At 47.3% G+C, this 24,675-nt stretch carries 25 protein-coding genes; 11 read left to right on the forward strand and 14 right to left on the reverse strand.

Annotated features, from left to right (window positions below):
- Window positions 1-15 precede the first annotated feature (15 nt).
- From LEPBO_RS0118025 to LEPBO_RS0118035, 3 genes are read right to left on the reverse strand one after another with little or no spacing between them, the layout of a single operon-like run.
- Window positions 16-375: a DUF1818 family protein gene (locus LEPBO_RS0118025; RefSeq protein WP_017288964.1), complete on the reverse strand. Its 360-nt coding sequence runs from the start codon at window positions 373-375 to the stop codon at window positions 16-18.
- Window positions 372-809, reverse strand: coding sequence for a hypothetical protein (locus tag LEPBO_RS0118030; protein ID WP_017288965.1), 438 nt, complete (start codon window positions 807-809; stop codon window positions 372-374). The genes LEPBO_RS0118025 and LEPBO_RS0118030 overlap by 4 nt, the downstream gene beginning before the upstream one ends.
- Window positions 810-855: 46 nt before the next feature.
- Window positions 856-1,101, reverse strand: a complete 246-nt coding sequence (locus tag LEPBO_RS0118035; protein ID WP_017288966.1) for a DNA-directed RNA polymerase subunit omega — start codon at window positions 1,099-1,101, stop codon at window positions 856-858.
- A gap of 144 nt (window positions 1,102-1,245) precedes the next feature.
- Here LEPBO_RS0118035 and LEPBO_RS0118040 point away from each other — a divergent pair, with 144 nt between their 5' ends.
- Both LEPBO_RS0118040 and rdgB read left to right on the forward strand, forming a co-directional pair.
- Window positions 1,246-1,938, forward strand: a complete 693-nt coding sequence (locus LEPBO_RS0118040) for a GDSL-type esterase/lipase family protein (RefSeq protein ID WP_017288967.1) — start codon at window positions 1,246-1,248, stop codon at window positions 1,936-1,938.
- The gene (gene rdgB, locus LEPBO_RS0118045) at window positions 1,935-2,510 is read left to right on the forward strand and encodes an RdgB/HAM1 family non-canonical purine NTP pyrophosphatase (RefSeq protein ID WP_017288968.1); all 576 of its coding nucleotides are present in this window, start codon (window positions 1,935-1,937) and stop codon (window positions 2,508-2,510) included. Before LEPBO_RS0118040 ends, rdgB begins: the two co-directional genes overlap by 4 nt.
- A 70-nt stretch (window positions 2,511-2,580) precedes the next feature.
- On the opposite strand, the gene LEPBO_RS0118050 is transcribed toward rdgB, so the two are convergent.
- Window positions 2,581-3,342, reverse strand: coding sequence for a PEP-CTERM sorting domain-containing protein (locus tag LEPBO_RS0118050; RefSeq protein WP_017288969.1), 762 nt, complete (start codon window positions 3,340-3,342; stop codon window positions 2,581-2,583).
- A 415-nt stretch (window positions 3,343-3,757) separates the two neighbouring features.
- Here LEPBO_RS0118050 and ileS point away from each other — a divergent pair, with 415 nt between their 5' ends.
- Window positions 3,758-6,640 carry an isoleucine--tRNA ligase gene (ileS, locus tag LEPBO_RS0118055; RefSeq protein WP_026148739.1) on the forward strand — a complete coding sequence of 961 codons (2,883 nt, stop codon included), beginning with the start codon at window positions 3,758-3,760 and terminating at the stop codon, window positions 6,638-6,640.
- A gap of 83 nt (window positions 6,641-6,723) precedes the next feature.
- On the opposite strand, the gene LEPBO_RS0118060 is transcribed toward ileS, so the two are convergent.
- Complete coding sequence (locus tag LEPBO_RS0118060; protein ID WP_017288971.1) at window positions 6,724-7,335, reverse strand: DUF938 domain-containing protein; 612 nt, start codon at window positions 7,333-7,335, stop codon at window positions 6,724-6,726.
- A 442-nt stretch (window positions 7,336-7,777) separates the two neighbouring features.
- On the opposite strand from LEPBO_RS0118060, the gene LEPBO_RS37475 reads away from it, so the two are divergent.
- The 3 genes from LEPBO_RS37475 to LEPBO_RS0118075 all read left to right on the forward strand — a co-directional run bounded on the left by LEPBO_RS37475 (window position 7,778) and on the right by LEPBO_RS0118075 (window position 12,039).
- A complete protein-coding gene (locus LEPBO_RS37475) occupies window positions 7,778-9,637 on the forward strand; it encodes a TolC family protein (RefSeq protein ID WP_017288972.1) in 1,860 nt (619 codons plus the stop codon).
- Window positions 9,638-9,714: 77 nt separating this feature from the next.
- Window positions 9,715-10,683 carry a M23 family metallopeptidase gene (locus LEPBO_RS40165; protein WP_017288973.1) on the forward strand — a complete coding sequence of 323 codons (969 nt, stop codon included), beginning with the start codon at window positions 9,715-9,717 and terminating at the stop codon, window positions 10,681-10,683.
- Between the two features lie 429 nt (window positions 10,684-11,112).
- Window positions 11,113-12,039 (forward strand): tetratricopeptide repeat protein, encoded by a 927-nt coding sequence (locus tag LEPBO_RS0118075; RefSeq protein ID WP_017288974.1) that lies wholly within the window; start codon window positions 11,113-11,115, stop codon window positions 12,037-12,039.
- Between the two features lie 120 nt (window positions 12,040-12,159).
- Here LEPBO_RS0118075 and LEPBO_RS0118080 read toward each other — a convergent pair whose 3' ends face one another.
- Both LEPBO_RS0118080 and LEPBO_RS0118085 read right to left on the reverse strand, forming a co-directional pair.
- Complete coding sequence (locus LEPBO_RS0118080) at window positions 12,160-13,365, reverse strand: AAA family ATPase (protein WP_017288975.1); 1,206 nt, start codon at window positions 13,363-13,365, stop codon at window positions 12,160-12,162.
- A gap of 6 nt (window positions 13,366-13,371) precedes the next feature.
- Entirely contained in the window at window positions 13,372-13,788 is a 417-nt protein-coding gene (locus LEPBO_RS0118085; RefSeq protein WP_017288976.1) for a hypothetical protein, read from the reverse strand.
- 89 nt (window positions 13,789-13,877) lie between these two features.
- Between LEPBO_RS0118085 and LEPBO_RS0118090 the strand changes: the two genes are divergently transcribed.
- The 5 genes from LEPBO_RS0118090 (at window position 13,878) to LEPBO_RS0118110 (ending at window position 18,702) form a co-directional block, all read left to right on the forward strand.
- Complete coding sequence (locus LEPBO_RS0118090) at window positions 13,878-15,500, forward strand: ABC transporter substrate-binding protein (RefSeq protein ID WP_017288977.1); 1,623 nt, start codon at window positions 13,878-13,880, stop codon at window positions 15,498-15,500.
- A 137-nt stretch (window positions 15,501-15,637) separates the two neighbouring features.
- Window positions 15,638-16,078: an RrF2 family transcriptional regulator gene (locus LEPBO_RS0118095; RefSeq protein WP_017288978.1), complete on the forward strand. Its 441-nt coding sequence runs from the start codon at window positions 15,638-15,640 to the stop codon at window positions 16,076-16,078.
- A gap of 334 nt (window positions 16,079-16,412) precedes the next feature.
- Window positions 16,413-17,162 carry a dinitrogenase iron-molybdenum cofactor biosynthesis protein gene (locus LEPBO_RS0118100; RefSeq protein ID WP_017288979.1) on the forward strand — a complete coding sequence of 250 codons (750 nt, stop codon included), beginning with the start codon at window positions 16,413-16,415 and terminating at the stop codon, window positions 17,160-17,162.
- A gap of 100 nt (window positions 17,163-17,262) precedes the next feature.
- Window positions 17,263-18,237: a carbohydrate kinase family protein gene (locus LEPBO_RS0118105; protein ID WP_017288980.1), complete on the forward strand. Its 975-nt coding sequence runs from the start codon at window positions 17,263-17,265 to the stop codon at window positions 18,235-18,237.
- A gap of 3 nt (window positions 18,238-18,240) precedes the next feature.
- Window positions 18,241-18,702 carry a CYTH domain-containing protein gene (locus tag LEPBO_RS0118110; RefSeq protein WP_017288981.1) on the forward strand — a complete coding sequence of 154 codons (462 nt, stop codon included), beginning with the start codon at window positions 18,241-18,243 and terminating at the stop codon, window positions 18,700-18,702.
- A 9-nt stretch (window positions 18,703-18,711) separates the two neighbouring features.
- Here LEPBO_RS0118110 and LEPBO_RS0118115 read toward each other — a convergent pair whose 3' ends face one another.
- The 7 genes from LEPBO_RS0118115 to LEPBO_RS0118145 form a co-directional block, all read right to left on the reverse strand.
- Window positions 18,712-19,620 carry a glutaminase gene (locus tag LEPBO_RS0118115; RefSeq protein WP_017288982.1) on the reverse strand — a complete coding sequence of 303 codons (909 nt, stop codon included), beginning with the start codon at window positions 19,618-19,620 and terminating at the stop codon, window positions 18,712-18,714.
- Window positions 19,621-19,680: 60 nt separating this feature from the next.
- Entirely contained in the window at window positions 19,681-20,007 is a 327-nt protein-coding gene (locus tag LEPBO_RS0118120) for a carbon dioxide-concentrating mechanism protein CcmK (protein WP_017288983.1), read from the reverse strand.
- Window positions 20,008-20,120: 113 nt separating this feature from the next.
- Window positions 20,121-20,936 carry a PEP-CTERM sorting domain-containing protein gene (locus LEPBO_RS0118125; protein ID WP_017288984.1) on the reverse strand — a complete coding sequence of 272 codons (816 nt, stop codon included), beginning with the start codon at window positions 20,934-20,936 and terminating at the stop codon, window positions 20,121-20,123.
- Between the two features lie 176 nt (window positions 20,937-21,112).
- Window positions 21,113-21,907: a TylF/MycF/NovP-related O-methyltransferase gene (locus tag LEPBO_RS37485; protein WP_017288985.1), complete on the reverse strand. Its 795-nt coding sequence runs from the start codon at window positions 21,905-21,907 to the stop codon at window positions 21,113-21,115.
- Between the two features lie 6 nt (window positions 21,908-21,913).
- A complete protein-coding gene (locus LEPBO_RS0118135; RefSeq protein ID WP_017288986.1) occupies window positions 21,914-23,191 on the reverse strand; it encodes an ABC transporter ATP-binding protein in 1,278 nt (425 codons plus the stop codon).
- Between the two features lie 10 nt (window positions 23,192-23,201).
- Window positions 23,202-24,083 (reverse strand): ABC transporter permease, encoded by an 882-nt coding sequence (locus tag LEPBO_RS0118140; protein WP_017288987.1) that lies wholly within the window; start codon window positions 24,081-24,083, stop codon window positions 23,202-23,204.
- 43 nt (window positions 24,084-24,126) lie between these two features.
- Window positions 24,127-24,666, reverse strand: coding sequence for a hypothetical protein (locus LEPBO_RS0118145; RefSeq protein WP_017288988.1), 540 nt, complete (start codon window positions 24,664-24,666; stop codon window positions 24,127-24,129).
- Window positions 24,667-24,675 lie beyond the last annotated feature (9 nt).

Below are 24,675 nucleotides of genomic sequence, written 5' to 3' on the forward strand. Positions count from 1 at the left end.
CATTCCGTCCAGGTTTTAGAAACCTTCGATCGTACACAGTGCCTCTCGCAATTCCAAAGCGTTTTCCCAGTAACCTTCTGCCCTTCTTCCAGTTTGAAGAATTAATCTCAAACTATAAGCATTCGGAAATCCTTCCACCTCTAGCCAGATGCGATCGCTCTCTAATTCACAAGCGATCCTCTCTTCATCCATCAACTCTTGAGCGATTTGTTGAAGGGTCTCATGCAGTTGTTCGCTCAAGCGACGAAAATCATTCCATTCCTGCTCGGTTAGTTCGATCGCCCAATCTTCTCCACCGACTAAGCCTTTAAATTCAGGAGCCGCAGCATCCCAACCTAATCGCCAACCTGCACCCGTTTTCAGAATCCGGCTCATCGAGGGGTAAAGACATTCACTAACGACTGAATCAAGGCATCGCGCTGTTTGCGATTCAACTTTTGGATAATCGCACGATCGCTTTCAAAGGGATTTTTGCGGAGATTTTCAGCCCCAGGATAAGTACTTGCGCTCATTAGTTCATTTGCGCCCAGAAAATCCGCGATCGTATATTTCCAGTCCAGCCGATAATTCACCGGACGACCTTTGATGAAATAGTGATAACGCACCAAACGACTGACTAAAGTGTTGTTGGGATCAACCTTGCCCGTTTCACGATTCACGTATTGATTTTCGAGCGGGAGATCCGGATTGTCTTTGTATACTTGCTGCCATGCTTCCTGAATCCGAGTCGGGCGAGAACCAGGCGTTTGGGCGAGAGCAGGCGAACTCAAGAACAGCGTGACGAGACTGAAAGTAATAAAGCGCTTCATAAGACTGATCAAAAAATAAGGGCAATTGCTTGCCCCAAATTCAGGATTATTCGCCGATAATTTCGGGCTGTGTCAGTTCATCCGACATTTCGATAATGGCTCGCATCACAGGCTTCATCATCGGATCATCTCCACTGTCAAAATCTTCAAAACGGCGGCGTTTGGCGCGATTTGCAACTTGAACAGTGATCCGGTAACGGTTAGAAGCAGCGCTAATCAAGTCATCGGCGCGGCGCATCAGTTGAACCGTGTCAAAGGTGGGACGTTTATGTAAGGATCCAGATTTTGCCATCAGTGTTCTCTCAGTAAAGAATTCGGAAGTATTTCGATCTTCAAAGCTTGTGTAAAGTTTTGAAAAATTTCGTTTAGAGTGATAGAGTCCGAATTAGCTCAGACTCTATTAATAGCGCAGACCTGTTTCATTCGCACAAGATTCATGCAGATTTTGGTTTCTCCCCCAATCAATTCTACGGCTCCTCCAGTGTCTTCACTGCGAATTTTGGCATTAGGCGATAGCCTCGTCTATGGATTTGGTGATCCAGAAGGTGGAGGTTGGGTAGAGCGACTCAGACGACGCTGGATGAGTCCGGGAGAGGCAAACCACGCCCTTTATAACTTGGGAGTGCGAGGAGATGGGGTGCGGCAGGTCGCACGGCGATTAGAGGTCGAATTTCATCACCGCGGAGAATTGCGAAATCGCGTTCCGGATTTGATTATTTTGTCGGTCGGAGTGAACGACTCGCCACGAGTTGGCAAGCTGGATGGAAAAAATTTAACGCCGTTTGAGACCTTTCAAGTTGAAATGGCGGATTTACTCGATCGAGCCAGTAAGCTTTGTCCTGTTTTGTTTGTTGGCATGGTTCCAGTAGACGAAGCGAGAATGCCGTTTCTGGACTGTATGCATTACAACCATCAAGATCAGAGTCGCTATAACGCAGCAATTCGATCAGCATGTGAGGCAAGAAAGATCCCGCATTTAGATCTGTTCGAGACTTGGAGATCGAGAGGATCAACTTGGTGTCAGCAGCAATTTACTGAAGATGGATTGCATCCCAATGTCAGTGGATATCAGGCATTATTAGAAGATATTTCGAGTTGGGATGCGTTTCGCAAGTGGATTGAGAGATGACAGTTTTAGTGGTAGCAACCGGAAATCCGGGCAAAGTGAAAGAGATTGAGCCGTATTTGTCTGGGCTGAATTGGGAATTACGGTTGAAGCCGCCAGAATTGGAGATGGAAGAAACGGGAACGACGTTTCAGGAAAATGCGGCTCAAAAAGCGACGCAAGTTGCGATCGCGACCGGACAATGGGCGATTGCCGATGACTCGGGATTGGAAGTCATGGCATTAGACGGTAGACCCGGCGTGTATTCGGCTCGGTATGCAGAGTCAGACCAAGCTCGAATTGCAAAATTATTAGGCGAATTAGGAGATGCCACCGATCGGCGGGCGCAGTTTGTTTGTGCGATCGCGGTGGCGAAGCCAGATGGAACGATCGCGCTTTTGACCGAAGGATTCTGTCCGGGTGAGATTTTAACCGCTCCGAGAGGCGAAGGCGGATTTGGATACGATCCGATTTTTTACGTGCCAGAGCAGAGAATGACGTTTTCTGAGATGCCGTTAGAGGTCAAGCAGGAAATTAGCCACCGTGGGCGGGCTTTCCAGGCGATTTTGCCGCAGATGAAAGCGCTTAAAGTGTGAGCGAGAAAGAGAAAAGGGCTTGGAATTTTCCAAGCCCTGGTTGATAGGCATTGACTAGCAAAGCGAAAAATTATTCTGCTTTCGCTTTACGTTTGCGGGCAGAGTAAGCGCCAACTGCGCCCAGAGCCAGCAATCCAGCAGCAGAAGCGGGTTCTGGAACGGATTCAGCAGGCGGCATATCAGTGACATCAGCAACCGTCAGCTTGGTGCGGAAAATGGTGTAGCGATTATTATCACGCTTGTCACCGGATGAATTGGTCGTGGTGTTGAGGAATTCTGCTGCTTGAGTCACTTCCGAAATCCGTCCCCAAGGACGAGTTGAACCATCGTTCAAGCCTCGGCTACGAGCAGAAATCCAATTCGCATTCGAGATTTCCCAGTTCAACTCAGCATTACCGGGTGTGTGTCCCCAGTCACCGGGGTTTGTGCCTTTCTGAGTAATGACATACTCCCACGCATCCGGTTTCGAGAGTAAGTTGTAAGTCTTGCTGTCTTTGTCTTTGAAGCTGAACTCGCCGACCCAAGACTCGTCTACACTGCGATCGTCCCAAACGACGACATACAAATAATCATTAGAGTCCATTGTGAAATCCCAAGTTTCGGCATGTGACCAGTTGTAGCCGCCCGTGCTGCCATTGGGACCATACTCATTGCGTCCGACGAAGTTTAAGCGGTCGCCCGTGCTGCTGCCATGAAAGAGTCCGTAGTGATTATCAGCAGTTAGCGTAGCCCGACTCGTGAGGGAAGCTGCAAACGCTTGACCTGCGTTCGAGAGTGCGATCCCCATTGCAAGAATTGCTCCAGCAATGAACTGTTTTCCAGAGAGAGACATGCCTGTAGCTCCTTGAGATGAATGCGTTCATACTGGCATCTCAGTGTTTTAGTGTGTATGTTTTTACACTTTTCTTGTTTCTTTACTGATGTAATCCCAGGCGTTTTTGAGGAGGAAATAAATTTCTTGCATAGTAAAAGAGATCGCTTCACATTCTCCTTGTAAACCCGGAGATAAAATTAGATTAATTTCAATATTTAAGCAATTAAGAATAGATTTTATTCAATGATCAATCCGTAAGATTGATGAGAAGGCACTAGAAATACAGGAAAGATGATGCGACTTCTATCGTATTTTTCACTGATAAAAGATTCTATTCTTGCTAAGAATGCGGAGCAAAATCAGCTTGAATCTCCGCAGTGGCGAAATTCCTGACAGAATAGATAGATGTGATTTTTTCTAGCCCTTTTTTCTTATGACTGCGACAGAGCCAGGTTCATACAAAAATAGTGTCAATCTTCCCCAGACTAAGTTTGACATGCGCGCAAATGCCGTCAAACGGGAACCCGAATTGCAGAAGTTCTGGGCAGAACAGAAGATTTATGAACACCTGTCACAAGAAAATCCGGGTGAAGTGTTCATTCTGCATGACGGGCCGCCTTACGCCAATGGCGCGTTACACATCGGTCATGCGATGAATAAAATTCTCAAAGACACGATTAATAAATACCAATTGCTCAAAGGGCGAAAGGTTCGGTATGTTCCAGGCTGGGATTGTCATGGTTTACCGATCGAGTTAAAAGTCTTGCAAACCCTCAAGCCAGATGAGCGTCGAGCCTTGACGACGATCGAGCTACGCCACAAAGCGAGAGATTTCGCCCTTGCAACGGTCGAGCAACAGTCCAAGAGCTTTCAACGATATGGGGTTTGGGGAGATTGGGAGCATCCTTATCTGACCTTGAAGCCAGAATACGAAGCGGCTCAAATTGGTGTGTTTGGGCAAATGGTGCTGAAAGGCTATATCTATCGCGGCTTGAAGCCTGTGCATTGGAGTCCCAGTTCTAAGACAGCTTTGGCTGAAGCGGAATTGGAATATCCAGAGGGTCATACTTCGCGCAGTTTGTATGCGGCGTTTGAAGTGTTGAACTTGTCGAAAGAATTGCAGATGCCCCTTGATCCATTTTTGGGTGAATTGGGTGTAGCGATCTGGACAACAACGCCTTGGACGATTCCAGGGAATTTGGGTGTGAGTGTCAATCCAGATTTGGTCTACGCGGTCGTTGAAGTTGGAGAGAATGCACCGGGAAGATTTAAGTATCTGATCGTGGCAAAGGATTTGGTCGATCGCTTGTCAGAAGTGCTTGGGACAACCTTAGAAGTCAAAGCAACGATGATGGGTCGATTGCTGGAGCATTGTACGTATCGGCATCCCTTGTACGATCGCGTCAGTGAAATCTTGATCGGAGGCGATTATGTCACAACGGAATCCGGAACAGGATTAGTTCATACCGCTCCAGGACATGGTCAAGAAGACTATCAGGTTGGACAGCGCTACGGATTGCCGATTCTTGCGCCTGTCGATGATAATGGCGACTTTACTGAAGAAGCCGGACAATTCAAAGGACTGAATGTTCTGGGTGAAGGGAATACAGCTGTGATCGAGGCATTGCAAGAAGTCCGATCGCTCTTAAAAGAAGAACCCTACCAGCACAAATATCCTTACGATTGGCGCACCAAAAAGCCGACGATCTTCCGAGCGACTGAACAATGGTTTGCCTCTGTTGAAGGATTCCGCGATCAAGCCTTGAAGTCGATCTCTGAAGTTCAATGGATTCCGGCTCAGGGAGAGAATCGCATTACATCAATGGTCGCTGAGCGATCGGATTGGTGTATTTCACGGCAGCGGAGCTGGGGCGTGCCGATTCCCGTGTTTTATGAGGAAGAGACGGGTGAGCCATTAATGAATGAAGAAACGATCGCGCATGTGCAGCAGATCGTTGCCGAAAAAGGCTCAGATGCTTGGTGGGAATTGTCGATCGAAGAACTGCTTCCCGAAAAATACCACGGTAAAAAGTATCGAAAAGGCACAGACACAATGGATGTCTGGTTTGATTCAGGCTCGTCTTGGGCATCGGTTGTAGAACAGCGATCGGAACTTCGCTATCCGGCTGATATCTATCTCGAAGGTTCAGATCAACATCGCGGCTGGTTCCAATCAAGCTTACTCACGAGTGTGGCAGTGAATGGTCATGCGCCTTACAAAGCGGTGCTAACTCATGGGTTTACTTTGGATGAACAGGGACGGAAGCAAAGTAAATCGTTAGGAAACGTTGTCGATCCAATGGTGGTGATCGAAGGGGGTAAGAATCAGCAGCAAGAACCGCCTTATGGGGCTGATATTTTGCGATTGTGGGTGTCTTCGGTGGACTACACCAATGATGTGCCGATCGGGAAAAATATCTTGAAGCAGATGTCCGATGTGTATCGCAAGATCCGCAATACGGCTCGGTTTTTGCTTGGGAACTTGCATGACTTTGATCCTGCAAAAGATGCTGTTCCCTATGAGCAGCTACCCGAACTCGATCGATATATGCTGCATCGCATCACTGAAGTCTTCGACGAGGTTCAAGATGCGTTTGAAACTTATCAATTCTTCCGCTTCTTCCAGACGATTCAAAACTTCTGTACGGTTGATTTATCGAACTTCTACTTAGACATTGCAAAAGATCGGCTGTATATCAGTTCGGTCAATGCTCAACGTCGCCGGAGTTGTCAGACTGTTTTGGCGATCGCGCTTGAGAATTTAGCGAAAGCGATCGCGCCTGTGCTATCCCACATGGCAGAAGATATCTGGCAGTACTTGCCTTATTCCACTTCGCACAAATCGGTGTTTGCGGCGGGATGGGTGAAGCTAGAGGATCAATGGCGCAATCCAGAGCTAGCAAAACAGTGGGAACAGTTGAGAGAACTGCGGGCAGAAGCGAACAAAGTTCTGGAACAAGCTCGCGCTGATAAAGCGATCGGGTCTTCACTCGAAGCTAAGCTTTTACTCTTTGTTGCGGATTCAGAGCTGCGGGCAAAACTGCAAGCTTTGAATCCTGCTAGTAGTTTGAGCGGCAATTGTGTGGATGAATTGCGCTATTTGTTTATCACTTCGCAAGTTGAACTACTCGAATCTAGCGATCGCTTAACTGGTTCAAAGTATTGCTCTCAAACGGATACACTTGGCATTGGCGTGATTGATGCTGAAGGGGAGAAATGCGATCGCTGCTGGAACTATTCGACACATGTGGGTGAATCAAAAGAGCATCCATTGTTATGTGAGCGATGCGTTCCTGCGATGGAAGGTCACTTTTAGCAAAGCCTCTGCGTAATACTCTCTCGCCTCAAATTGAACATTGAGGCGAGAGAAGCAATTTATCGTTTGGATGTTTGGGATTCTTATCGCTTTTGAAAGACAACAGATAGATTATTGGCAGGCATCGAAAGGACTTTCAATAACTCTAAATTTTGAGCTTGAGCAGCATCAACTACATCCTCCAAATTTCTGACACCCCACTCTGGATTTTGTAGTTGCAAGCTGTCATCGAACAATTCATTACTAGGAGCGGTATGGATTCCGCTTTGTTTGTAGGGACCGTACAAATACAAAATTCCGCCGGGTGGAAGCAGTCGATTCGCACCTGCCATTAGCCCTAAACACGCTGCCCAAGGCGCAATGTGAATCATATTGATATTCACGATCGCTTGAATTGAGTCTTCAACATTCCAAACTGAATCACGTGCGTCAATCTCGATCGGGGCAGCTAGATTCTCCGCAGGCTCAAACTCGCGCCACGCGGCGATACTGTCACGCGCGATCGCGCTTGGATCAGAAGGTTGCCATCGTCGAGGTGCTAAACGAGGTGCAAAGAATACCGCATGTTCTCCTGTGCCACTGGAAATTTCTAGGATTGTTCCTGCTGGAGGGAGCACTTCCAGTAAAACCTCTAGAATCGGTTCACGATTGCGTTGAGTGGCAGGAGCAAATTGACGATCGTGAGATGGATTCATTAGATATACCTTCTATTCATCGACTTAACGAGAGAAAATTGATTGAGCCATTGAAATTTTTAACTTATCCGGATTCACGCTTGACCCTAGCGGTAATAGTTATACCTCACTGCTCCACAAGCTGATCCATCTGTATACCCCCTTCCGACATAAATCAGATTGGCATTCCTACTCTTCTCACAATGCATTGATCTGAAATATTGCTGAAGGATTGTCGATCGCGGAACCAATCCCCAAACCTCCCGATTTACAAGTATCTTCCAATCTAAATCTGTTCGATGGAACTTGTCGAACTCGAAAATTTAACCTCTAAAGTCGCAAGGTTTTTTGTCGATCGACAGCTAGAAACGATATCCTGCTTAAGGCTGCACAACTCAGAACTCTAAAGAGTCTGAACAAGTCTAAAAAATGATCGTGATCTCAGTGGGCGAACCGAAATCGTATGAAACCGTATTTTGAATTGTTGGCTTTAGGTGTAGGAGCGTGGATGGCTATCGGCTCGGTGGATGCGGCAACCGCCAATCCCACCTCACCCCAAAATGAGCCAGAACCCGCCTCAAACTCGTCCGTCGCCGCTCAACCACAATCTCGTGTTCTGGTTGCGGCTCCCCCCAGTGTGGCAAAACCCTCAATTTTTAACCAATTCAAGCCAGAGAACAGTTCTCCAACGCTCACCCTCGCAGCATCGCGCGACTTAGAAGGCGATCCTACCCCTCCTTGGGTCATTGATCTCAAACCGAACGCGATCGCACAAACTCCCTCCGTCGTTGTCCCAACCAAACCCGTCACGACTAAGCCAAACCCCAAACCCAACCCAACCGCCCAAGCTCCAACAACTCCACGTCCTTCTGCACCCTTACCCCGACCAACGACCTCTACACCAACCCCCACTCCCACCCCTACTCCAACCCCTACTCCCCCACTCCCCACCTCCCCACCTCCCACCCCCGGCGCTTCTGCCCAAACCCTCCTCACCCCCTCCCCCAACCGTCTCCTCTTCCCCACCAAACCTGGAGAAGTCCAAGTCCGTTCCGTCCAACCGATTACCCTCCAACAAGCGCTAGACCTTGCAGAACGCAACAACCGCGATTTAGAAATCGCCCGTCTGCAAGTTGAACAAAGCCGTGCTGCCATTCGAGAAGCGCGTGCAGGAAACTTTCCCACACTTGCATTGACATCCAACCTCACCCGTTCTGGAAGTGCTTTCATCACTCAAGACACCCAACAAAATAGCTTTCTAGAGCAACTGGGCATCCAAAGTCAGAGCGGCAGCTCCACACGAACGGCGTTCGGTCTGGGCGCACAGCTAAACTACGACATTTTTACGTCAGGGCTACGTCCAGCTCAGATTGAAGCAGCAGAACGGCGATCGCGCACGGCTGAATTGCAATTGGAACAAACTCGCGAAGAACTGCGGCTGCAAGTTTCCAATGATTACTACAACTTGCAGAATGCAGACTCTCAAGTTGCGATTAACGAAGCAGCAGTCCGAAATGCAGAAGCTAACCTGCGAGACTCGAGAGCGCAAGAAACAGCCGGACTAGGAACTCGATTTGACACCTTGCGTGCAGAAGTTAACTTAGCCAATGCTCAGCAGCAACTTCGCAACTCCCAAGCGACCCAGGAGATCAATCGCCGACAACTGGCTCAGCGGCTCAGTTTATCTGAAACCGCGACGCTGACCGCGGCTGATCCAGTTCAGCCTGCAGGAACGTGGACGATTCCGTTGGAAGATAGCATCGTCTTGGCTTATAAAAATCGAGCAGAACTCGAAGAACAGCTTGTGCAGCGTGAAATTAGCCAAGCTCAAATTCGGGCTGCACGAGCGCAAAATGGAGTCACTCTTGGCTTTGTCGCCTCGTATGATTTCAGTCGCTCTGGAACCATTGATACCGATGCTAACAATTCCGACAATTACAGCCTGGGACTGCAAGCACGTTGGAATCTTTTTGATGGCGGGGCAACTAATGCTCAAATTAGCCAGCGAGAACGCGATCGCGAGATTGCCGAAGCCCGATTTGCTCAAAACCGCAATCAAATCCGCTTCCAAGTCGAGCAAGCTTTCGCGAACCTCCAAGCCAACTTTGCCAATATCAATACGACTCAGCAATCGGTCGCCCAGGCAGAAGAAGCGCTGAGATTGGCAATTTTGCGTTTCCAGGCTGGAGTCGGTACACAAACCGATCGAATTAGTGCTGAAGCAGCCCTGACTCAAGCTCAGGGAAACCGTGTTAGCGCCATCATCGGTTACAACCAAGCACTCGCTCAACTGCGACGTGCTGTGAGTAACATTCGCCCATAAGTGGCGCGATTTTCTAAATACCCGTCACAATAAAAGCTTGAGCCTTCTCGATCGCTATTGTCTCCCCAAATCGTCCCATGACTCACTCTCTACTTAATCTCTTCTGGATGCGTGCCTTAATGATTTCAGGGTTGGGCTGGCTCGTCGGACTCGGTGCGATCCGTTCTGTCCACGCTCAAGCCCCAACCGATCCTTTGCCTGCGGTCAAACCTGCTGCTCCTGCTGCGGTTGAGATTGCGCCACCCGTTCAAGTTGCCCCTGCGGTTGAAGTTGCCCCTGTGGAGGGGGATACGTTTATTGACAAAACCGACTATGACTTAGGTGCAACTGAACGATCGACTCCGACTCCAACCGTGATTGCGAAACCTCCAGCGTCGATCGTGTCTCCTCGGTATCGTGCGCCTGCTGAATCGGTGAGTATGGCTCCGGTTGAAGTGGGCGGCTTTAACTTGTCCGTCACGGGAATTAACTGGGCAGGAGCAGCACAATCCAACCCGATTGGCTCCGCTTACGGCACCGTTCAAAATTATTACAATCGCAATGTTCGCCCGATCGGACGTATTGGGAACGGTGATCTCAGGTTAATTTTTCCGTTAGCGATTCCGGCTCCGATCACATCCATGTTTGGTTGGCGAGTTCATCCGATCACGGGCAATACGAGATTACACACAGGAACTGATATTGGAGCAGCATTGGGTACTCCTGTTTTAGCCGCGTTAACAGGTCGCGTCATTCTCTCTGATTTTTTTGGAGGCTATGGTTTATCGGTTGCGCTAGAACACAATGCAGGCGCACAACAGACGCTCTATGCTCACTTATCAGAGATCTTTGTCAAACCGGGCGATATTGTGAAACAGGGTACCGTCATTGGGCGAGTGGGGAGTACAGGCAATTCGACTGGACCTCACTTGCACTTTGAGGTGCGCCAGCAGACGACCGAAGGTTGGGTGGCAATGGATGCAGGAGTCGTCTTAGAAACGGCGATGGCAGAATTAGTGAAATCGATGCAGGTGGCTCAAAAGCCTGTTCAGCCGAACCGTCAATAGGTGCATTTGATAGCCCGACGTGGAATGGGGAGATAGGGAGACTAAATTCAGAGTGCTCCCTATCCTCCCCATCTTTCTATCTGATTGATTGCCGTGAACTACTCGGTGAAAAGAGATCTGCTCTACAGCATCGTTCATTCCCTCAACTCTCGAACATCGAAGAGTTGAGGTTGTCGCTGTAATTTCCGAACTCAAGGGATATGTCTTAAGCCTTCTCACGCTACACATGCCCCGAATTACTGAGGCTTCTGATACATTGAAAAGCCCTTGCCATAACTTCTAGAAGATTGTTTAATCGATTGAAATTGTGAACGTTTAGTGAACAAATCAACCGAACATTGTGTCCTGAATTTAAAGATGAGACCTGAATTTTGTAGAAGGCGATGAGAGGTAGGTCTGCAACTATAGCAATTGATTGTGAGTGTAAATATGTCTATCCGATTGTGTTTTAAAATCGTACTCTTGTCCGCTGGATTGTGTCTGCTTTCTTCTACGGCATCTCTGAGTCATGCGACTCCGCTGCTGCTTGCTCAAGCTTCTCGACAAGCAACAGCATCAGCAGAATCAAAAGTTAATCAAGGATTACAACAAATTCAGCAAGGAAAATTGAATGAAGCGATCGCTTCATTTCGCGAAGCAGCTAAGCTCAATCCGCGTCTTGCTGCGGCTCACTATAATTTGGGGTTAGCATTACGTCAAGCTGGACAACTTCAGCCCTCAGCCGATGCGTTTCATCAAGCCACCAAAGCCGATCCAAATTTTGCACTAGCATTTGCAAATCTGGGTGCTGCGTTGCTAGAAGGCAATAATATCAAGCAAGCAAGAGACTACTTAGCAAGAGCGATCGAACTTGATCCGAAGTCGGGTGTGGCTCAGTATAATCTGGGCTTAGTTCTGATGCAGGAGAAGAACTATGATGCTGCAGTGCAAGCGTTTCAGAAATCAGCCAATCTAAGTTTGAATGCTCCGGAGCCTTTATTTCAGATCGGACAAGCCTATCAGCAGCAAGGAAAATTGAATGAAGCGATGTCTGCGTTTCAGCAAGCGATTCAGCGCAATCCGAACTATGTCGAAGCACACTATAGCTTAGGTTTAGTCTCTTACTATCAGGGTAAACTAGACCAAGCTTTGAATGGGTTTCGCAAAGCAACCCAGATCAATCCGAAGTTTGCAACGGGTTACTATGCCGCAGGTTTGGTATTTGTTCGGCAGAAGAATTTGCCTGAAGCTGAACGGGTGTTGCGATATGCCAGAGATCTCTTTTCTAGTCAAGGGAATACAGCTTGGGCGAAGAAGACAGAACAGCAGCTTGAGCAAGTGAAACGGATTGAACGCGGGGAGATGCGCCCGCAATAGATACGCCCAAAGATGTATGAGGAAAGTTTCGGGTTCTCCTCGACTAGGCTTAACCCGATATGTGAGCGATGCGTGGGCTGAGCGTAGTCGCAACTCAACCCCACGATTCACTCGATCGCGCTAAACAAATCGATGCTGAAATTCACAGATCAAATCGACTCGACCTTTGCGCAACATTGCCGGATCAAGCCGTTCCGTCGTATTGCAAGTCATCAGCACGACTAATTTTTGCTCTAGCTCAAAGTTACCAACGCTCACCACACTCTGATACAACGTTCCATCGAGCAAGCTCAAAATATGCTCTGTCTTATTACTCGCCTGAGCAATCTCTGTTGAGCGATCCTGTGCTAAGTTATCTGCCTCATTGATAATCAGACAAATCCGCTCTAGATAAGCAGGCGGCACAAAATTCTCGACTGCATCGTGATCCAAAATGAAAATCACGTAGCCCAATGGCACAAGAATTTCTTTCGCGATCGCTTGCGTCCAAGCAGTCTTTCCAGTTCCCGGATCACCATGCACTAAGACGGCGAGACGATCTTGCGTCATGACCGTTTGCTGCACCGCATCACTAAAGGCTTGAATCTCCTCTGGAAAGTCACGGGTACTAAACTGAGCATGAATTTGACCTACACGGTTCTGATACCCACTTAGCATCACTGCTAAGCCATAGGTCGCCTTTTGAATCAACGGAGCCATATTCTTCGCCATCAGCGTCCAATACCGCCGACCGCGATCGACATAGTCAATTTGCAACCACGCATCATGGCTTGACCAATAGGCATAAACGGTACTAACTACATCGAGACGTTCCCACTGATCAAATCGATCGGGTGGAAAGTAAAACCAGCGATCGAGATAGTTCTGAGTAATCAGATCTGGACGACCTAAGATTTCCAGCATTTTCCGAATTGCCGTTTCCTGCAATCGATTCAAAGCATAATCGATCGGAATGCTGCTACGGCTCACAACTTGCCGCATCGGAGTTTCTACACTCAAGCTATCGATATAGTGGTGATCCGGACAGGGTGGCTCAGGCGTGAGATAGTTCCAAACCTGATCTAGTTCTCCACGCGTATAAGACGAGCAAAGATTGATTACATTTGACCACCAAGCTTGATAGCTCCGTCCTAGAGAATCTGTAATCGTACTCACTGCACCCATCATGCGGCGATTCAGTTCATCCCCGTCGTTCTGTACAAGGTGCAAAAAATAATTCCAGTCAAAATCTCGATTCAGCGGTCGCCATCCCGCTGCTAGTAAGTTTTGCCCTTGCTGTTGACTATGCTGAAATTGATTGTATTGATTGAAGTTGAAGTCTGACATAAGATTTCAGAACGATTTTAAATTGGGTTCGACCCAAGTAGAACGAGCAAGCGGTGAAAACAAACAATCGCGGCTGTAATATTCAAACAACACTGCCGGATCAGCGTAGTGATGAATGAGTTGATTGGCTAAGTTCAGTAAAGAATCATGAATATCAACATGATTGAGATCGGTTTGAATGAGGTGAATCCAAAATAACGTAATTGTTTCGTGATAGCCGCCAGTTGGAGTTGATTCAATCCCGTGTGCATGATTATAGCGTTGGATGCCAAAGCGGATTTTCTCTACTGCAGTGCGAGGAGATCGAATTAAATACCACAATGCAACGGTTAAATGTGCTGCATGTGTCCAGTGTTCTCTCGCTAAACGACAATCCTCAAACGCTCGAACCAATTCAGTAATTTCATCTTCTGACGTATACATGAGCAAACTACTGATATACTACATATATAATACAATTACTGTCAACGGGTTTCGGATACAATCCTGAAGTCTTTTAGTCATCAGTTGCAATGGTCAAACCTCGAATTTGGCGATCGACATTCATCGCGCTTCTATTTGTAATGAGTGCGATCGTTACGAATTGTGCCTCACAAAATACGACTCCAACAAATCCAGGGGTTCTAGTATATGCAGCCAGTGGGCAGCCGACCAATTTAGAACCTGGAAACATTACTGACGGAAATTCTCTGATTGTTCAGAATCAAATCTACAATCGCTTGATCCAATTCAAGCCTGGAACTGCGGACTTAGAGCCGAGTTTAGCAACGTCTTGGAGCGTCTCAAAAGATGGTAAAACTTGGACATTCAAGCTGCGCAAAGGTGTGAAATTCCATGACGGCACCGAGTTTAATGCACAAGCAGTGAAGTTTAATGTCGATCGCTGGTGGGATAAAAAGAATCCGAATGGATTTCGCAATGCGGGCAAAAGCTACGAAATTTGGGGTCAGATTTTTGGCGGTTACAAAGGTGAACCTGACTCACTCGTTCAGGATGTCAAAGTGATCAATCCTTTGACGATTCAATTCGTTTTGAAACAGCCGTTTGCTGCTTTTCCAACAGCGATCGCATCTTCTTACTTTGGCATTGCGAGTCCAACTGCAATTCAGAAAGCAGGGGCGAACTATGGAACACCTGCAAGCGGAGCAATTGGAACCGGGGCATTTGTATTCAAAGGGTGGCAAAGTGGCGATCGCATTACGCTTGAGAAAAATCCGAACTATTGGAAGCCAAACTTACCTCAGTCAAATCAGCTTGTGATGCGGTTTGTAACGGATTCTGGCGCAAGACTTGCACAAGTTAGAGCAGGACAAGTTGATTTTACAGTTGAGCTAGCACCTGATCAAAAGCAAGAAATTGAGCAAGATCAGAATTTAGCAGTGATGAATCGTCCTTCGTTTAATGTCGGCTACTTAGCATTAAATCCGAGCTTTAAGCAGCTTTCTGATGTGCGAGTGCGACAAGCGATCGCACATGCCATTAACCGAGAAGCGCTGGTGCAAGCGTTTTGGAAAGGATCAGCCCAAACAACGCCGCATTTTCTTCCGCCGTCTCTGGATTGGGCAACGTCACCTAAGGTCAAAGGCTATGACTACAATCCTGACAAAGCAAAAGAGTTACTCAAACAAGCAGGATTTGCCAATGGCTTTGAAATCGACTTGTGGTACATGCCTGTAGCACGCCCTTATTTTCCCACACCAAAAGCGATCGCAGAAGCGTTTGCCGCCGACCTACAAGCCGTGGGAATTAAAGCAAATCTGAAAACAAAAGATTGGGCAGCTTATCTTGCTGATCGCAATAAAAAACCGGGCTATCCAATGTTTATGTTGGGTTGGACAGGAGATTATGGTGATCCAGATACATTTTACTATCCGCACTTTGGCCCAGGTAGCACAACCGATTTAGGCAATTGGAAAAACGATCGAGTCATTCAACTGCTGAATCAAGCTCGATTGACAGGCGATCGGACTCGTCGTGCAAAACTTTATGCTGAAGTAGATGAAATTATTCAGCGCGAAGCGGTGCGATTATCGATCGTGCATTCTGATCCGTTATTAGTGCAGCGAAAATCGATCGCCGGATGGACACCTAGCCCATTAGGAACTGAGCCATTTGAAGCGATTCGCAAACAATAATTTTGGTACGAACCAAAACTGCCATCAGTCGAGGATTCGGGGCAACATAGACCCCGTATAAATTCCCACCTCAGCCATCAATGGAGTGTGATTCTAAGCTAAAATCTGAATGCGCACCTGTTTCATAGTCCGAAATCATGCTCTTAGAACTTTCAGGTCGAACGAAATATGCACTCTTAGCGATGTTGGAATTGGCTTCAGTCTATGAGACAGGGGAAACATTACAGATTCGACAGATTGCAGCATCACAGAATATTCCCGATCGCTATTTAGAGCAGTTACTCGCGACCCTAAGACGAGCTACTCTTATTTCGAGTGAGCGGGGCAAAAAAGGGGGATATTTTCTCTCTCGCCATCCTCGCAGAATCACAATTTTGGAGATTGTGAACTGTATGGAAGGAGAAGAACCTGCAACGTCTGCTGAAGGTAGTTCTGAATCTGCTGCAATGCAAGCAATCACTGGCTTTTGGCAAAAGGTTAAACAAGCAGCTGATGAGGTTTTAGAAACTCATTCCTTACAAGATCTGCTAGAGCAGCGCAATCATTTTCAGCAGCCGATTACAATGTATTACATCTAAACGGCTGCCTTCAGTTGATAGAGTGTCTATTTCAAAAATCGATTTCAATCGATCGTTGAACCCGTAGTTAGAAACATCAGCCTCAGTCCAGGTGCAAAATCGGGCGTCAGAACTTGTGTCTGACATGCCTGTAACAGCCTATGCAACAGAGGTTTACAAAGCACACTTATTTATTCACTTAACTCAATCAGACTCACCCTCTAGTTCGTAGTCGATCGTACTGAAATCTTAGGTCAAGTCTCAGCTAATGAATAGAGAAAACATTAGATGTTTTCTTGTGTTTTCTCACGTCTGACCTATCTCTACGTTTGCCCTACTCTCTAGAAACTTAAGCATGAGTACTACCACCAGTAACCCTCCTATCTCGAATGAAGTTGCCTTACGAATCGCTCTAGCTGTTAGAGTTTTGCCTGAAATTTCGCTCACTGAGTTGATTGAAGCACTCCAAGATAATGTTGGAGAAGTCTTGAATGAAGCAGCACTCAGCCGCATTACAGTTACAAACTTAAAAACTGCCTTTGGACAGACTTATGATCTAGATGGTGAAGAAGAAGGCGAAGATGCCAATGCAGGCGACATTGCTGCACTCAAAGAAGCGGTTCGGATTCTCTGGGGCGCAAAAGATGAAGCTGAGGCACTTCCGACGATCGAGCCTTATCAAGATGGTGAAATGCCACACTCTGTTCGGATTGCAGTTGCTTCTAACAATCGCGAACTGCTTGATGGTCACTTCGGATCTTGTTTGCGGTACTTGGTCTACCAACTTTCTGCTACAACGCTTAAATTAATTGATATTCGCTCAGCACTCGAAGCTGATCTATCCGACGATCGCAATGGATTTCGCATCAATCTGATTCGAGATTGCCATGTCGTGTATATCGTCTCCATCGGTGGCCCTGCTGCTGCCAAGGTTGTGCAAGCTGGTATTTATCCAATGAAACTAATCGAAGGGGGTGAAGCAAGAGCGATTCTGACTGATCTGCAAACTGTCATTGCGACGGCTCCACCGCCTTGGATGGCTAAAGTTTTAGGCATTGCAGAAGGTGATCGCGTCAAGAATTACAAAGCCATAGAAGCAAGTTAAGACTTCTGGCGCCTTTTTCTGTCAAGTTCAACATTCTTTAGGTTTTGAAGTCTCTCCCGCTCATACACTATGAGAGAACACATTCAACCTAAAGCCTGTAATGCATCCGCGTGTTATCTGTCTCGGCGAAATTCTCTTCGATCGCATTTCCAACCAGCCAGGACTCCCCCTCGAAGCAGTCACCACTTGGACAGATTATCCGGGTGGTGCTCCTGCCAATGTCGCCTGTGCCTTAACTAAACTTGGCACACCCAGCGCATTCGTTGGAGCCGTTGGAGATGATGACTTAGGTCAATCGCTGACCGAGTTACTCAAGAATCTCAAAGTCGATACGAGCGGTGTGCAAATCTATCCCGCTCCAACTCGGACAGTCCTGGTGTTGCGATCACAAACCAACGATCGTAGTTTCGTCGCGTTTGGCGAGAATCGCGATACAAGCGAATTTGCAGATACACAACTTCAAGGCGATCTCATTCCTGTCGAATTGTTTCAACATGCAGATTATCTGGTGCTTGGAACTTTATTGATGGCTTATCCGCGCAGTCGAGTCGCGATCGAGCGGGCTTTACAACTTGCCGAACAGTTTTTTGTCAAAGTCGTCTTAGATGTCAATTGGCGACCTGTGTTTTGGAAAGACCAGAACATTGCACCTGCACTGATTCATGACTTAATCAAGCGGGCAGATTTTCTCAAAATGGCAGAAGAAGAAGCTGCATGGTTATTTGATACAACTGATCCGGGTGTGATTGCCCATCGCGTCGAATCCCTAGAAGGCGTGCTAGTAACCGCAGGCGAAAAAGGATGTAGCTACTGCCTCAATCAGCGAGAAGGAAAGATTCCAGCTTTCTCGATCGACGTTGAAGACACAACAGGCGCAGGCGATAGCTTCTTAGCTGGATTTGTACATCAACTTTGCCAGCACCAACTGTCTGAAATTAACCATGATGCAGAACATATTGTCAAATATGCCAGTGCTGCGGGTGCGTTAACGACCTTAAAAGCAGGCGCGATCGCCGCTCAACCGACCGGGGCAGAAGTCGATGCTTTCTTATTTTTAGATCAACAGGCGAGCTAAGTGATGGGAATCGAAATTGAGCGAAAATTCTTAGTGATTGGAGATGAATGGCGCGCGCTTGCACCAGGCACTCTCTATCGACAAGGCTACATTCCAACGCTAGAAAGTACAGTGAGAATTCGGATTATTGACGATCGAGGATTTATCACGATTAAAGGCATGACTCAAGGCATTTCGCGATCGGAGTTTGAGTATGAAATTCCGCTCACGGATGCTGCACAAATGTTAGATACGCTCTGCAAACCGCCACTGATTGAAAAATATCGGCACAAAATTTCACTGAATGGCTTAGTTTGGGAAGTCGATGAGTTCTTAGGGCAGAATCAAGGATTAATCATGGCAGAGGTTGAACTAAAAAGCGCCGATCAGTCGATCGATCTGCCCGAATGGATTGGAGAAGATGTTTCTCACGACCCGCGCTATTACAACTCCAATTTAGCGAAGCATCCGTTTAGTACGTGGTAACGCTCTGCACTAGCAAAACACACTCAATTTCAATTCCTGAGCCAGTTTTTCAACTAGAAAAAGTCCAGCAACAGAATTTCCAATCCGATCGATCGCTGGACTATAGCAAGCGATCACGCCTTGTTTTGGCACAATGGCGAGCAGCGCTCCACTCACGCCCGACTTCATCGGCAAGCCAACCTTTACAGCGAAAATTCCAGACACTTCATACAATCCGCAGGTCAACATCAGGGCTGAAACCGTCTGCTGGTGCAAGTGAGAAATTTCCGGATGCGGTTTTGCCAGCAATAACCCCAGTTGTGCTAAATCTGCGATCGTTCCTGACAAACAGCAAAGCTGATTATACGTATCCAGCGCCAGATCTGAACGATCCAGCAAGTCACTCTGAACAAGTAAATCCGCGATCGCACGATTGGTTTCATTCGGCAGCGATCGTACTGAATTCAGCGCGTTTTGATCCAATTCAATTTGAGTGTGAGCGAGATCGTTCAACCATTTGCAAAATGCGGCACAGCGGTCTGAACCGGAAGCTTTGGGCATCAGACCTGTAAGCGCGATCGCGCCGCTATTGATCATAGGATTGCGAGGACGGCTATGATCCGCTTTCAGTTGCACGATCGAATGAAACGGCAAATCCGAAGGTTGCATCCCCACTTGCTGAAAGACGCGCTCAGCACCGACCTGCTCTAGAAGATAAAGCAGCAAAAACGGCTTAATGACGCTCATCAGCACAAAAGGCTGAGCGACATCACCCGCGGCTAGCGTTTGAGTTTCAGCCAAAACTTGAGCCGCAAGCAGGCGCGAATCAACCTGCGCCAACTGCGGAATATAATCTGGAAGCCGTCCTTGCAGCGTAAACCGTCGTGCTTGGATAACCCAAGCATCGAAATCAGCTTGTGTGAGAACTGCCAGAGTCATGAGGAACCGAAGTTTAGAGAAGAAGCCAACAGGAGTATAGCCTCATTCGTTCTGCTTTCCTTAGACTTGATTAAATTCTTCGGTGCGTTCGCTGTAATCGATCGGTAAAACAACCATCAAGTTTTCATTGGGGCGAGGAATATAGTGCGATGATAGAAACAGTTTGTCGCCTTCTTTGTAAGCCGTCATTTTTTTGGCAGCTTCTAATCCAGCTTCAACGGAGATTTTGACTTCTGAAACATCGCCTCGAACGACGATCGTAATATAGGCGCCGCTAACACGTTCCATTTCAACTAATGTCACTCGTGCGGCTTTGACCATGACATCTGCAACCGCAAGCGCCGGGGGTAAACCCCGCACTTCTACCATTCCGACTGCCTTAGCCATCCTCTAAACTCCCTTCCATATTGCGCGCAATATATAGATTATTACAGTTTGGTCTATGGATGGCGAAACTCGGGTCGTTGCTTCCGCTGTTCATTCTGATTAGAAAATCTAATCTATTTGCGCCGTTTGCGATGCACTAAGCCACCGAGCATGATGGCAATTCCTGAACCGAGCAGAGTAGAAGGTTCTGGAACAGCGGTTGCATCGACTGCAAGCCGAGCAGCACGAGCTGTAGAGTTAGCAAAGGGGATCGCTCTAGGAGTGAGATCGACTCGGGTTATACGAACAGAAGCACTGGCTGAGGTGGTGTTATCTCCGAAGAAAACGAAATTTGGTAAATTGTACGGCACGCCTTCGGGTGAGTAGTTACGCAGGCTTCCGGTGAGAATGGGAGTTTGAAAATTGCCGTTTGCGAAGAGTCCATAGTAATTGCCTTGCACAGAGAGGTCGTAGCGAACAGCGCGCACTGGACTAAATGAAGTGCCTTCTGCATGAGTAAATCGAGGCGGTTTGGTCGCTCCGTCGTTTTGTGCCCAGATGCGATCGCTCAATTTCGCATCACTTGCCCAGAATCCCAGTTCGATACCGCGCCGATCAGAACTCAAAGCGATAATGCTCAATCCTGCTCGATCAGGATTTTGATGGGCTTCAGACAACAGTTGGAGATTGAAGCCCAATGTATATCCTTTGGTACGATCGAGGGTGCGAAAAATTGAATATCCGCCTTGGAGAGTGTTGGATGCTCTGGTGTTGAAGGTTGTCCCACCATTGCTGACAGTTTCAGTGCCGGGAGGTGTCACGCTTGTCCAACCTTGTTTGGCAAATGAGGTATTACGTGAACCATCGTATAGATTTAGAGTCTGTGCTTGTACCTGGGTTGCGGCGAGTGTCAAACTCAAGCCTGCAAGGATTCCGACTGCTGTTCTCATTCTTCTTTCCCTCTAAGTAATGATTCGGGATAGAAGCGCCCTGCCAGTAGCAGAATACACCTAAAAAACAGGGATTTTATAATTCTTGAGAAATTGATGCGATCGCAGTTTAGTTTTCCGCTTGCTTCGCATTGTGCATTCGTATGTTTAGTGCGAAAGCACTCGTGCTACAAACGTTAAGTCTGTTGATGTTTGAGCTTGAACCAAAGCGATCGCAGTTTCCAAAACTTACTACTTTCCATCGCTTCAATTCGCGTTCTTAAAGCAGCATTCTCCGCTTGCAACTGCATTTCTCGCTGAATCTGCTGTTCCACAAAATTTTGATGTCCGACAATCTGAGGAATCGCTTGACGATTATGCGATCGACCTTTGATCCAAAATGCCTGATCTGGTCCAACTCGCTCTAAAACAGGCTTCTCATGATGTCGGTCGCAGAAATCATAAAACGCCTCTCGACACCCTTCCCAATAGCCAAAATCATCCAGAACAATACAGCCACCCGTCACAATGCGAGGATAAAACGTTTCTAAAACCAACGTCACCGAATCGTACCAATCCGCATCACAATGCAGCAACGCGACCTTCTCAGGCAATTCCGCTTGGAAAGTCGTTTCAAACCACCCTTTTCTAATCGTATACGACTGCTCATCCGTACCCACCGTGTGCAAAATCGTTTTGAGATCCTCAATCGTGCCCACACATTCCCCGACCCAAACCTTCGCATCATCCCCATCTTTTGCCGTTGTCGGTGGCATTCCTGCAAAACTGTCGTACAGCCAGAGATGTCGGTCTTCCAGAAACGTTGAAATTACGGCTGCTGAGCCGCCCTTGTAAGTTCCACACTCCACAAAGTCACCGTCGATCTGATTCAAATTCAGGTATTCGCAAAGTGCAGCCAGATTCGTCAGACGATCGGAAGTACACAGGGTATAAGGTTGAACTTGCTGAAGCAACAATGGGTCAAGAGACATAAAGCATTAGAGTTCGATAAGCGTTTCGTCTGGAGTTGAACTAGAGCGGTAAATCTCAAAAGTAGGATTGAGATTCACAATGCCTGCCCAGAGAATCGCATTGGGGTTTTGGAGAATTTTTAGCACAGCAGTATTATGAAGCATCGTCAAGACTCGTTTGAATTGATGTTCACTGAAGCCACCCTCTGCGATGCCGATTGTAATCGTATAATCTCCAGCCAGTAGAGGTAGATGAAACTGAAATCGAGCTTCGATCGAGCTACCTGCTTCGACCGCTCCAATGCTGTGCTTCATGCAGAATGTATTCGACTCAAACACGACTTCTCCTGTACGATTTCGCATTCGGAATCCTACATGCGGATCTTCCATGCGCTCTAGAAAGGTGAGTCCGATCGCTAGCTGAACTTTAGAATCACTAAAGGCGGATTGGATCGCATGATTGTCCGCATCGAGAAACTGCACATACTTCAATTGCACTGATGTTGACGTGATAGCAGCATCGGTACTCGCTTGAGGCATTTGAATCGCAATGCGCTCCGGAGCTTGATCTTGTTTTTGTAAAAGCTTCGCTTCGTACAGGTCAACGACTTGCCGGGGAGTTGCATCGAGAATGACTCTGCCATGTTCTAGCAAAATCGCGCGATCGCACAACTTGCACACGGCACTCGAATCATGCGAGACAAAGAGTAACGTTACGCCTGCTTCTCGTAACTCCCTCAATCGAATAAAGCATTTCTGCTGAAAGTAGACATCTCCTACTGCCAGCGCTTCATCGACAATGAGAATATCCGGATCAGTATTGACAGCCACAGCAAACGCTAACCGGACAAACATACCGCTCGAATAGGTTTTCACGGGCTGATCGATGAAATCTCCAATGTCGGCAAACTCAACGATCGTGTCAAATTTCTGCTCAATCTCAGCTTGACTTAGCCCTAAAATCCTACCGTTAAAAAAGACATTCTGCCGTCCTGTAAACTCTGGATTAAAACCACTCCCGAGTTCTAACAATGCGGAAATTCGACCATTAACAGTTAACTGTCCGGAGGTGGGAGTCAATGTCTGGGTAATCACTTGCAGCAGCGTGCTTTTTCCGGCTCCATTCTGCCCGACAATGCCGATCGTTTCGCCTCTGAAAATTTCTAAATCAATCTCTTGGATTGCCCAAAATGGCACAGCCCGACTTTTCCCAGGCAGCAAGATCTCTTTTAAGCGATCGACCGGACGCGCATACCGCTTAAAACACTTTGAAACACCTTTGAGAGAAATTGCAACCTCAGCCATAGAGTTCATCCTACACAACATCAGCAAACGCTGGACGCAATCGCCGATAAACGAATAGCCCAATGGCAAACGTGAGCATGGAAACGCCCCACAACACGCCCAATTCTTCCCAATGATGCATCCGACCGACCAACACTAAATCACGATACACTTCGACGATCGTGGTCATCGGATTCAACCAGAACACCAAAAATCGCCATCCTTCAGGAATGAGTGAAGATGGATAAACGATCGGAGTCAAGTAAAACCACAAATTCAGAATCACCGTAATCGTTTGCGGAATGTCTCTCAAAAACACCGTCAATCCTGCTACGAGATACCCTAAACCCGCTGTGAGCAGCAATTGAGGAATCCAAATGATCGGAAATAACAGCACCGAAGTGTGAATCAGTTTGGCGGTAAATGCCACAAATGTAATCAGTAAGATAATTCCAAACGAGCTTTCGACCAATGCTGTACAAATGGGCACCAGCGGCAGCAGCCCTAGCGGAAATACGACTTTCTTGATCAAATTCGGCTGACTAATCACCGACGTGGTTGCCCCTGTGAATCCTGCGACAAAGGCTGTCCAAGGAATCAGCCCCGCAAACATCCACAGCCCAAACGTAAAGTCATTCGCAGGCAACCCCCGAAAATTGAGTTTGATTTGCAGAACAATCGAAAATAAGTATGTATATACTAATAGCTGCGCGAGTTGATTTAAGATCGCCCAAAAATTTCCGAGGATTGATCCTTTATATTTCGCTTCTAGATCGCGTTTAACCAAGGTTTTGAGCAGATCAAACTTGATCCAAAAAGATTGAGGAATCGGCAATCGGCGCACTGCTCGATCGCGTTGCCGTGTGCTGAAAGTAACGAATTTACGCGCCACGATTTTCAATGGATTTTTCACACCTCTCACCCTAGTTCAACGCAATTGCGTCTTCGTCAGGATATCAGTTTAGGCGCACATGTTCGATCGCGTGCAAAATTGCCGATCGTTGCTCATCGTCATATTGCCATCGGCGTAAAAAATCTCGATAGGTTCCATCTGACTCGATCGAGGTTTTTAATTCCATGAGCTGACGATCGACGCTTTTCGACATCATGCGGCGAATTAAATAAGTGCTGCGCCGCTGTACTCTGGCTGAACCCTCTGCCAGTTCTGGCTTTTGATTGCGCGTATGGGTCAAGATCATGGCGGTTGACATGGCTAAATTCTTCGTCAGCAGATCCGCGACTTTCTCTTCAGCAGGAAGCAATCCTAATACAACATGAAAGCCAATTTCATCCATCAATTCCCGATCGTCGCTTAAATAAGTGACAAAAAAACCGCGTGCGCCGTTCTCAGTTTGTACTAACGCAGTTATGATCCTTTCAAGTTCAGGTTCCGAGACGTGACCCTGTTCGACCTCGGCAAGGAGTGATTGGGTTAGCTCGATCGCGCCTTCAAACGAGATCGAGTCGGGAATTGCAAAGCGAGAAGGAATCTCCATATTCACGAT

This window comes from Leptolyngbya boryana PCC 6306, assembly GCF_000353285.1.
In the GTDB taxonomy this organism is placed as follows: Bacteria; Cyanobacteriota; Cyanobacteriia; order Leptolyngbyales; family Leptolyngbyaceae; genus Leptolyngbya; species Leptolyngbya boryana.

Coding starts and splice junctions, on each gene's coding strand:
- LEPBO_RS0118050 (WP_017288969.1), bottom strand. CDS start 3,342: ATGTCTCTCTCTGGAAAACAGTTCATTGCTGGAGCAATTCTTGCAATG.
- LEPBO_RS40165 (WP_017288973.1), top strand. CDS start 9,715: ATGACTCACTCTCTACTTAATCTCTTCTGGATGCGTGCCTTAATGATT.
- LEPBO_RS0118090 (WP_017288977.1), top strand. CDS start 13,878: ATGGTCAAACCTCGAATTTGGCGATCGACATTCATCGCGCTTCTATTT.
- LEPBO_RS0118085 (WP_017288976.1), bottom strand. CDS start 13,788: ATGTATACGTCAGAAGATGAAATTACTGAATTGGTTCGAGCGTTTGAG.
- LEPBO_RS0118120 (WP_017288983.1), bottom strand. CDS start 20,007: ATGGCTAAGGCAGTCGGAATGGTAGAAGTGCGGGGTTTACCCCCGGCG.
- LEPBO_RS37485 (WP_017288985.1), bottom strand. CDS start 21,907: ATGTCTCTTGACCCATTGTTGCTTCAGCAAGTTCAACCTTATACCCTG.
- LEPBO_RS0118095 (WP_017288978.1), top strand. CDS start 15,638: ATGCTCTTAGAACTTTCAGGTCGAACGAAATATGCACTCTTAGCGATG.
- LEPBO_RS0118135 (WP_017288986.1), bottom strand. CDS start 23,191: ATGGCTGAGGTTGCAATTTCTCTCAAAGGTGTTTCAAAGTGTTTTAAG.
- ileS (WP_026148739.1), top strand. CDS start 3,758: ATGACTGCGACAGAGCCAGGTTCATACAAAAATAGTGTCAATCTTCCC.
- LEPBO_RS0118115 (WP_017288982.1), bottom strand. CDS start 19,620: ATGACTCTGGCAGTTCTCACACAAGCTGATTTCGATGCTTGGGTTATC.
- LEPBO_RS0118100 (WP_017288979.1), top strand. CDS start 16,413: ATGAGTACTACCACCAGTAACCCTCCTATCTCGAATGAAGTTGCCTTA.
- rdgB (WP_017288968.1), top strand. CDS start 1,935: ATGACAGTTTTAGTGGTAGCAACCGGAAATCCGGGCAAAGTGAAAGAG.
- LEPBO_RS0118060 (WP_017288971.1), bottom strand. CDS start 7,335: ATGAATCCATCTCACGATCGTCAATTTGCTCCTGCCACTCAACGCAAT.
- LEPBO_RS0118075 (WP_017288974.1), top strand. CDS start 11,113: ATGTCTATCCGATTGTGTTTTAAAATCGTACTCTTGTCCGCTGGATTG.
- LEPBO_RS0118110 (WP_017288981.1), top strand. CDS start 18,241: ATGGGAATCGAAATTGAGCGAAAATTCTTAGTGATTGGAGATGAATGG.
- LEPBO_RS0118035 (WP_017288966.1), bottom strand. CDS start 1,101: ATGGCAAAATCTGGATCCTTACATAAACGTCCCACCTTTGACACGGTT.
- LEPBO_RS0118040 (WP_017288967.1), top strand. CDS start 1,246: ATGCAGATTTTGGTTTCTCCCCCAATCAATTCTACGGCTCCTCCAGTG.
- LEPBO_RS0118125 (WP_017288984.1), bottom strand. CDS start 20,936: ATGAGAACAGCAGTCGGAATCCTTGCAGGCTTGAGTTTGACACTCGCC.
- LEPBO_RS0118080 (WP_017288975.1), bottom strand. CDS start 13,365: ATGTCAGACTTCAACTTCAATCAATACAATCAATTTCAGCATAGTCAA.
- LEPBO_RS0118025 (WP_017288964.1), bottom strand. CDS start 375: ATGAGCCGGATTCTGAAAACGGGTGCAGGTTGGCGATTAGGTTGGGAT.
- LEPBO_RS37475 (WP_017288972.1), top strand. CDS start 7,778: ATGAAACCGTATTTTGAATTGTTGGCTTTAGGTGTAGGAGCGTGGATG.
- LEPBO_RS0118105 (WP_017288980.1), top strand. CDS start 17,263: ATGCATCCGCGTGTTATCTGTCTCGGCGAAATTCTCTTCGATCGCATT.
- LEPBO_RS0118145 (WP_017288988.1), bottom strand. CDS start 24,666: ATGGAGATTCCTTCTCGCTTTGCAATTCCCGACTCGATCTCGTTTGAA.
- LEPBO_RS0118030 (WP_017288965.1), bottom strand. CDS start 809: ATGAAGCGCTTTATTACTTTCAGTCTCGTCACGCTGTTCTTGAGTTCG.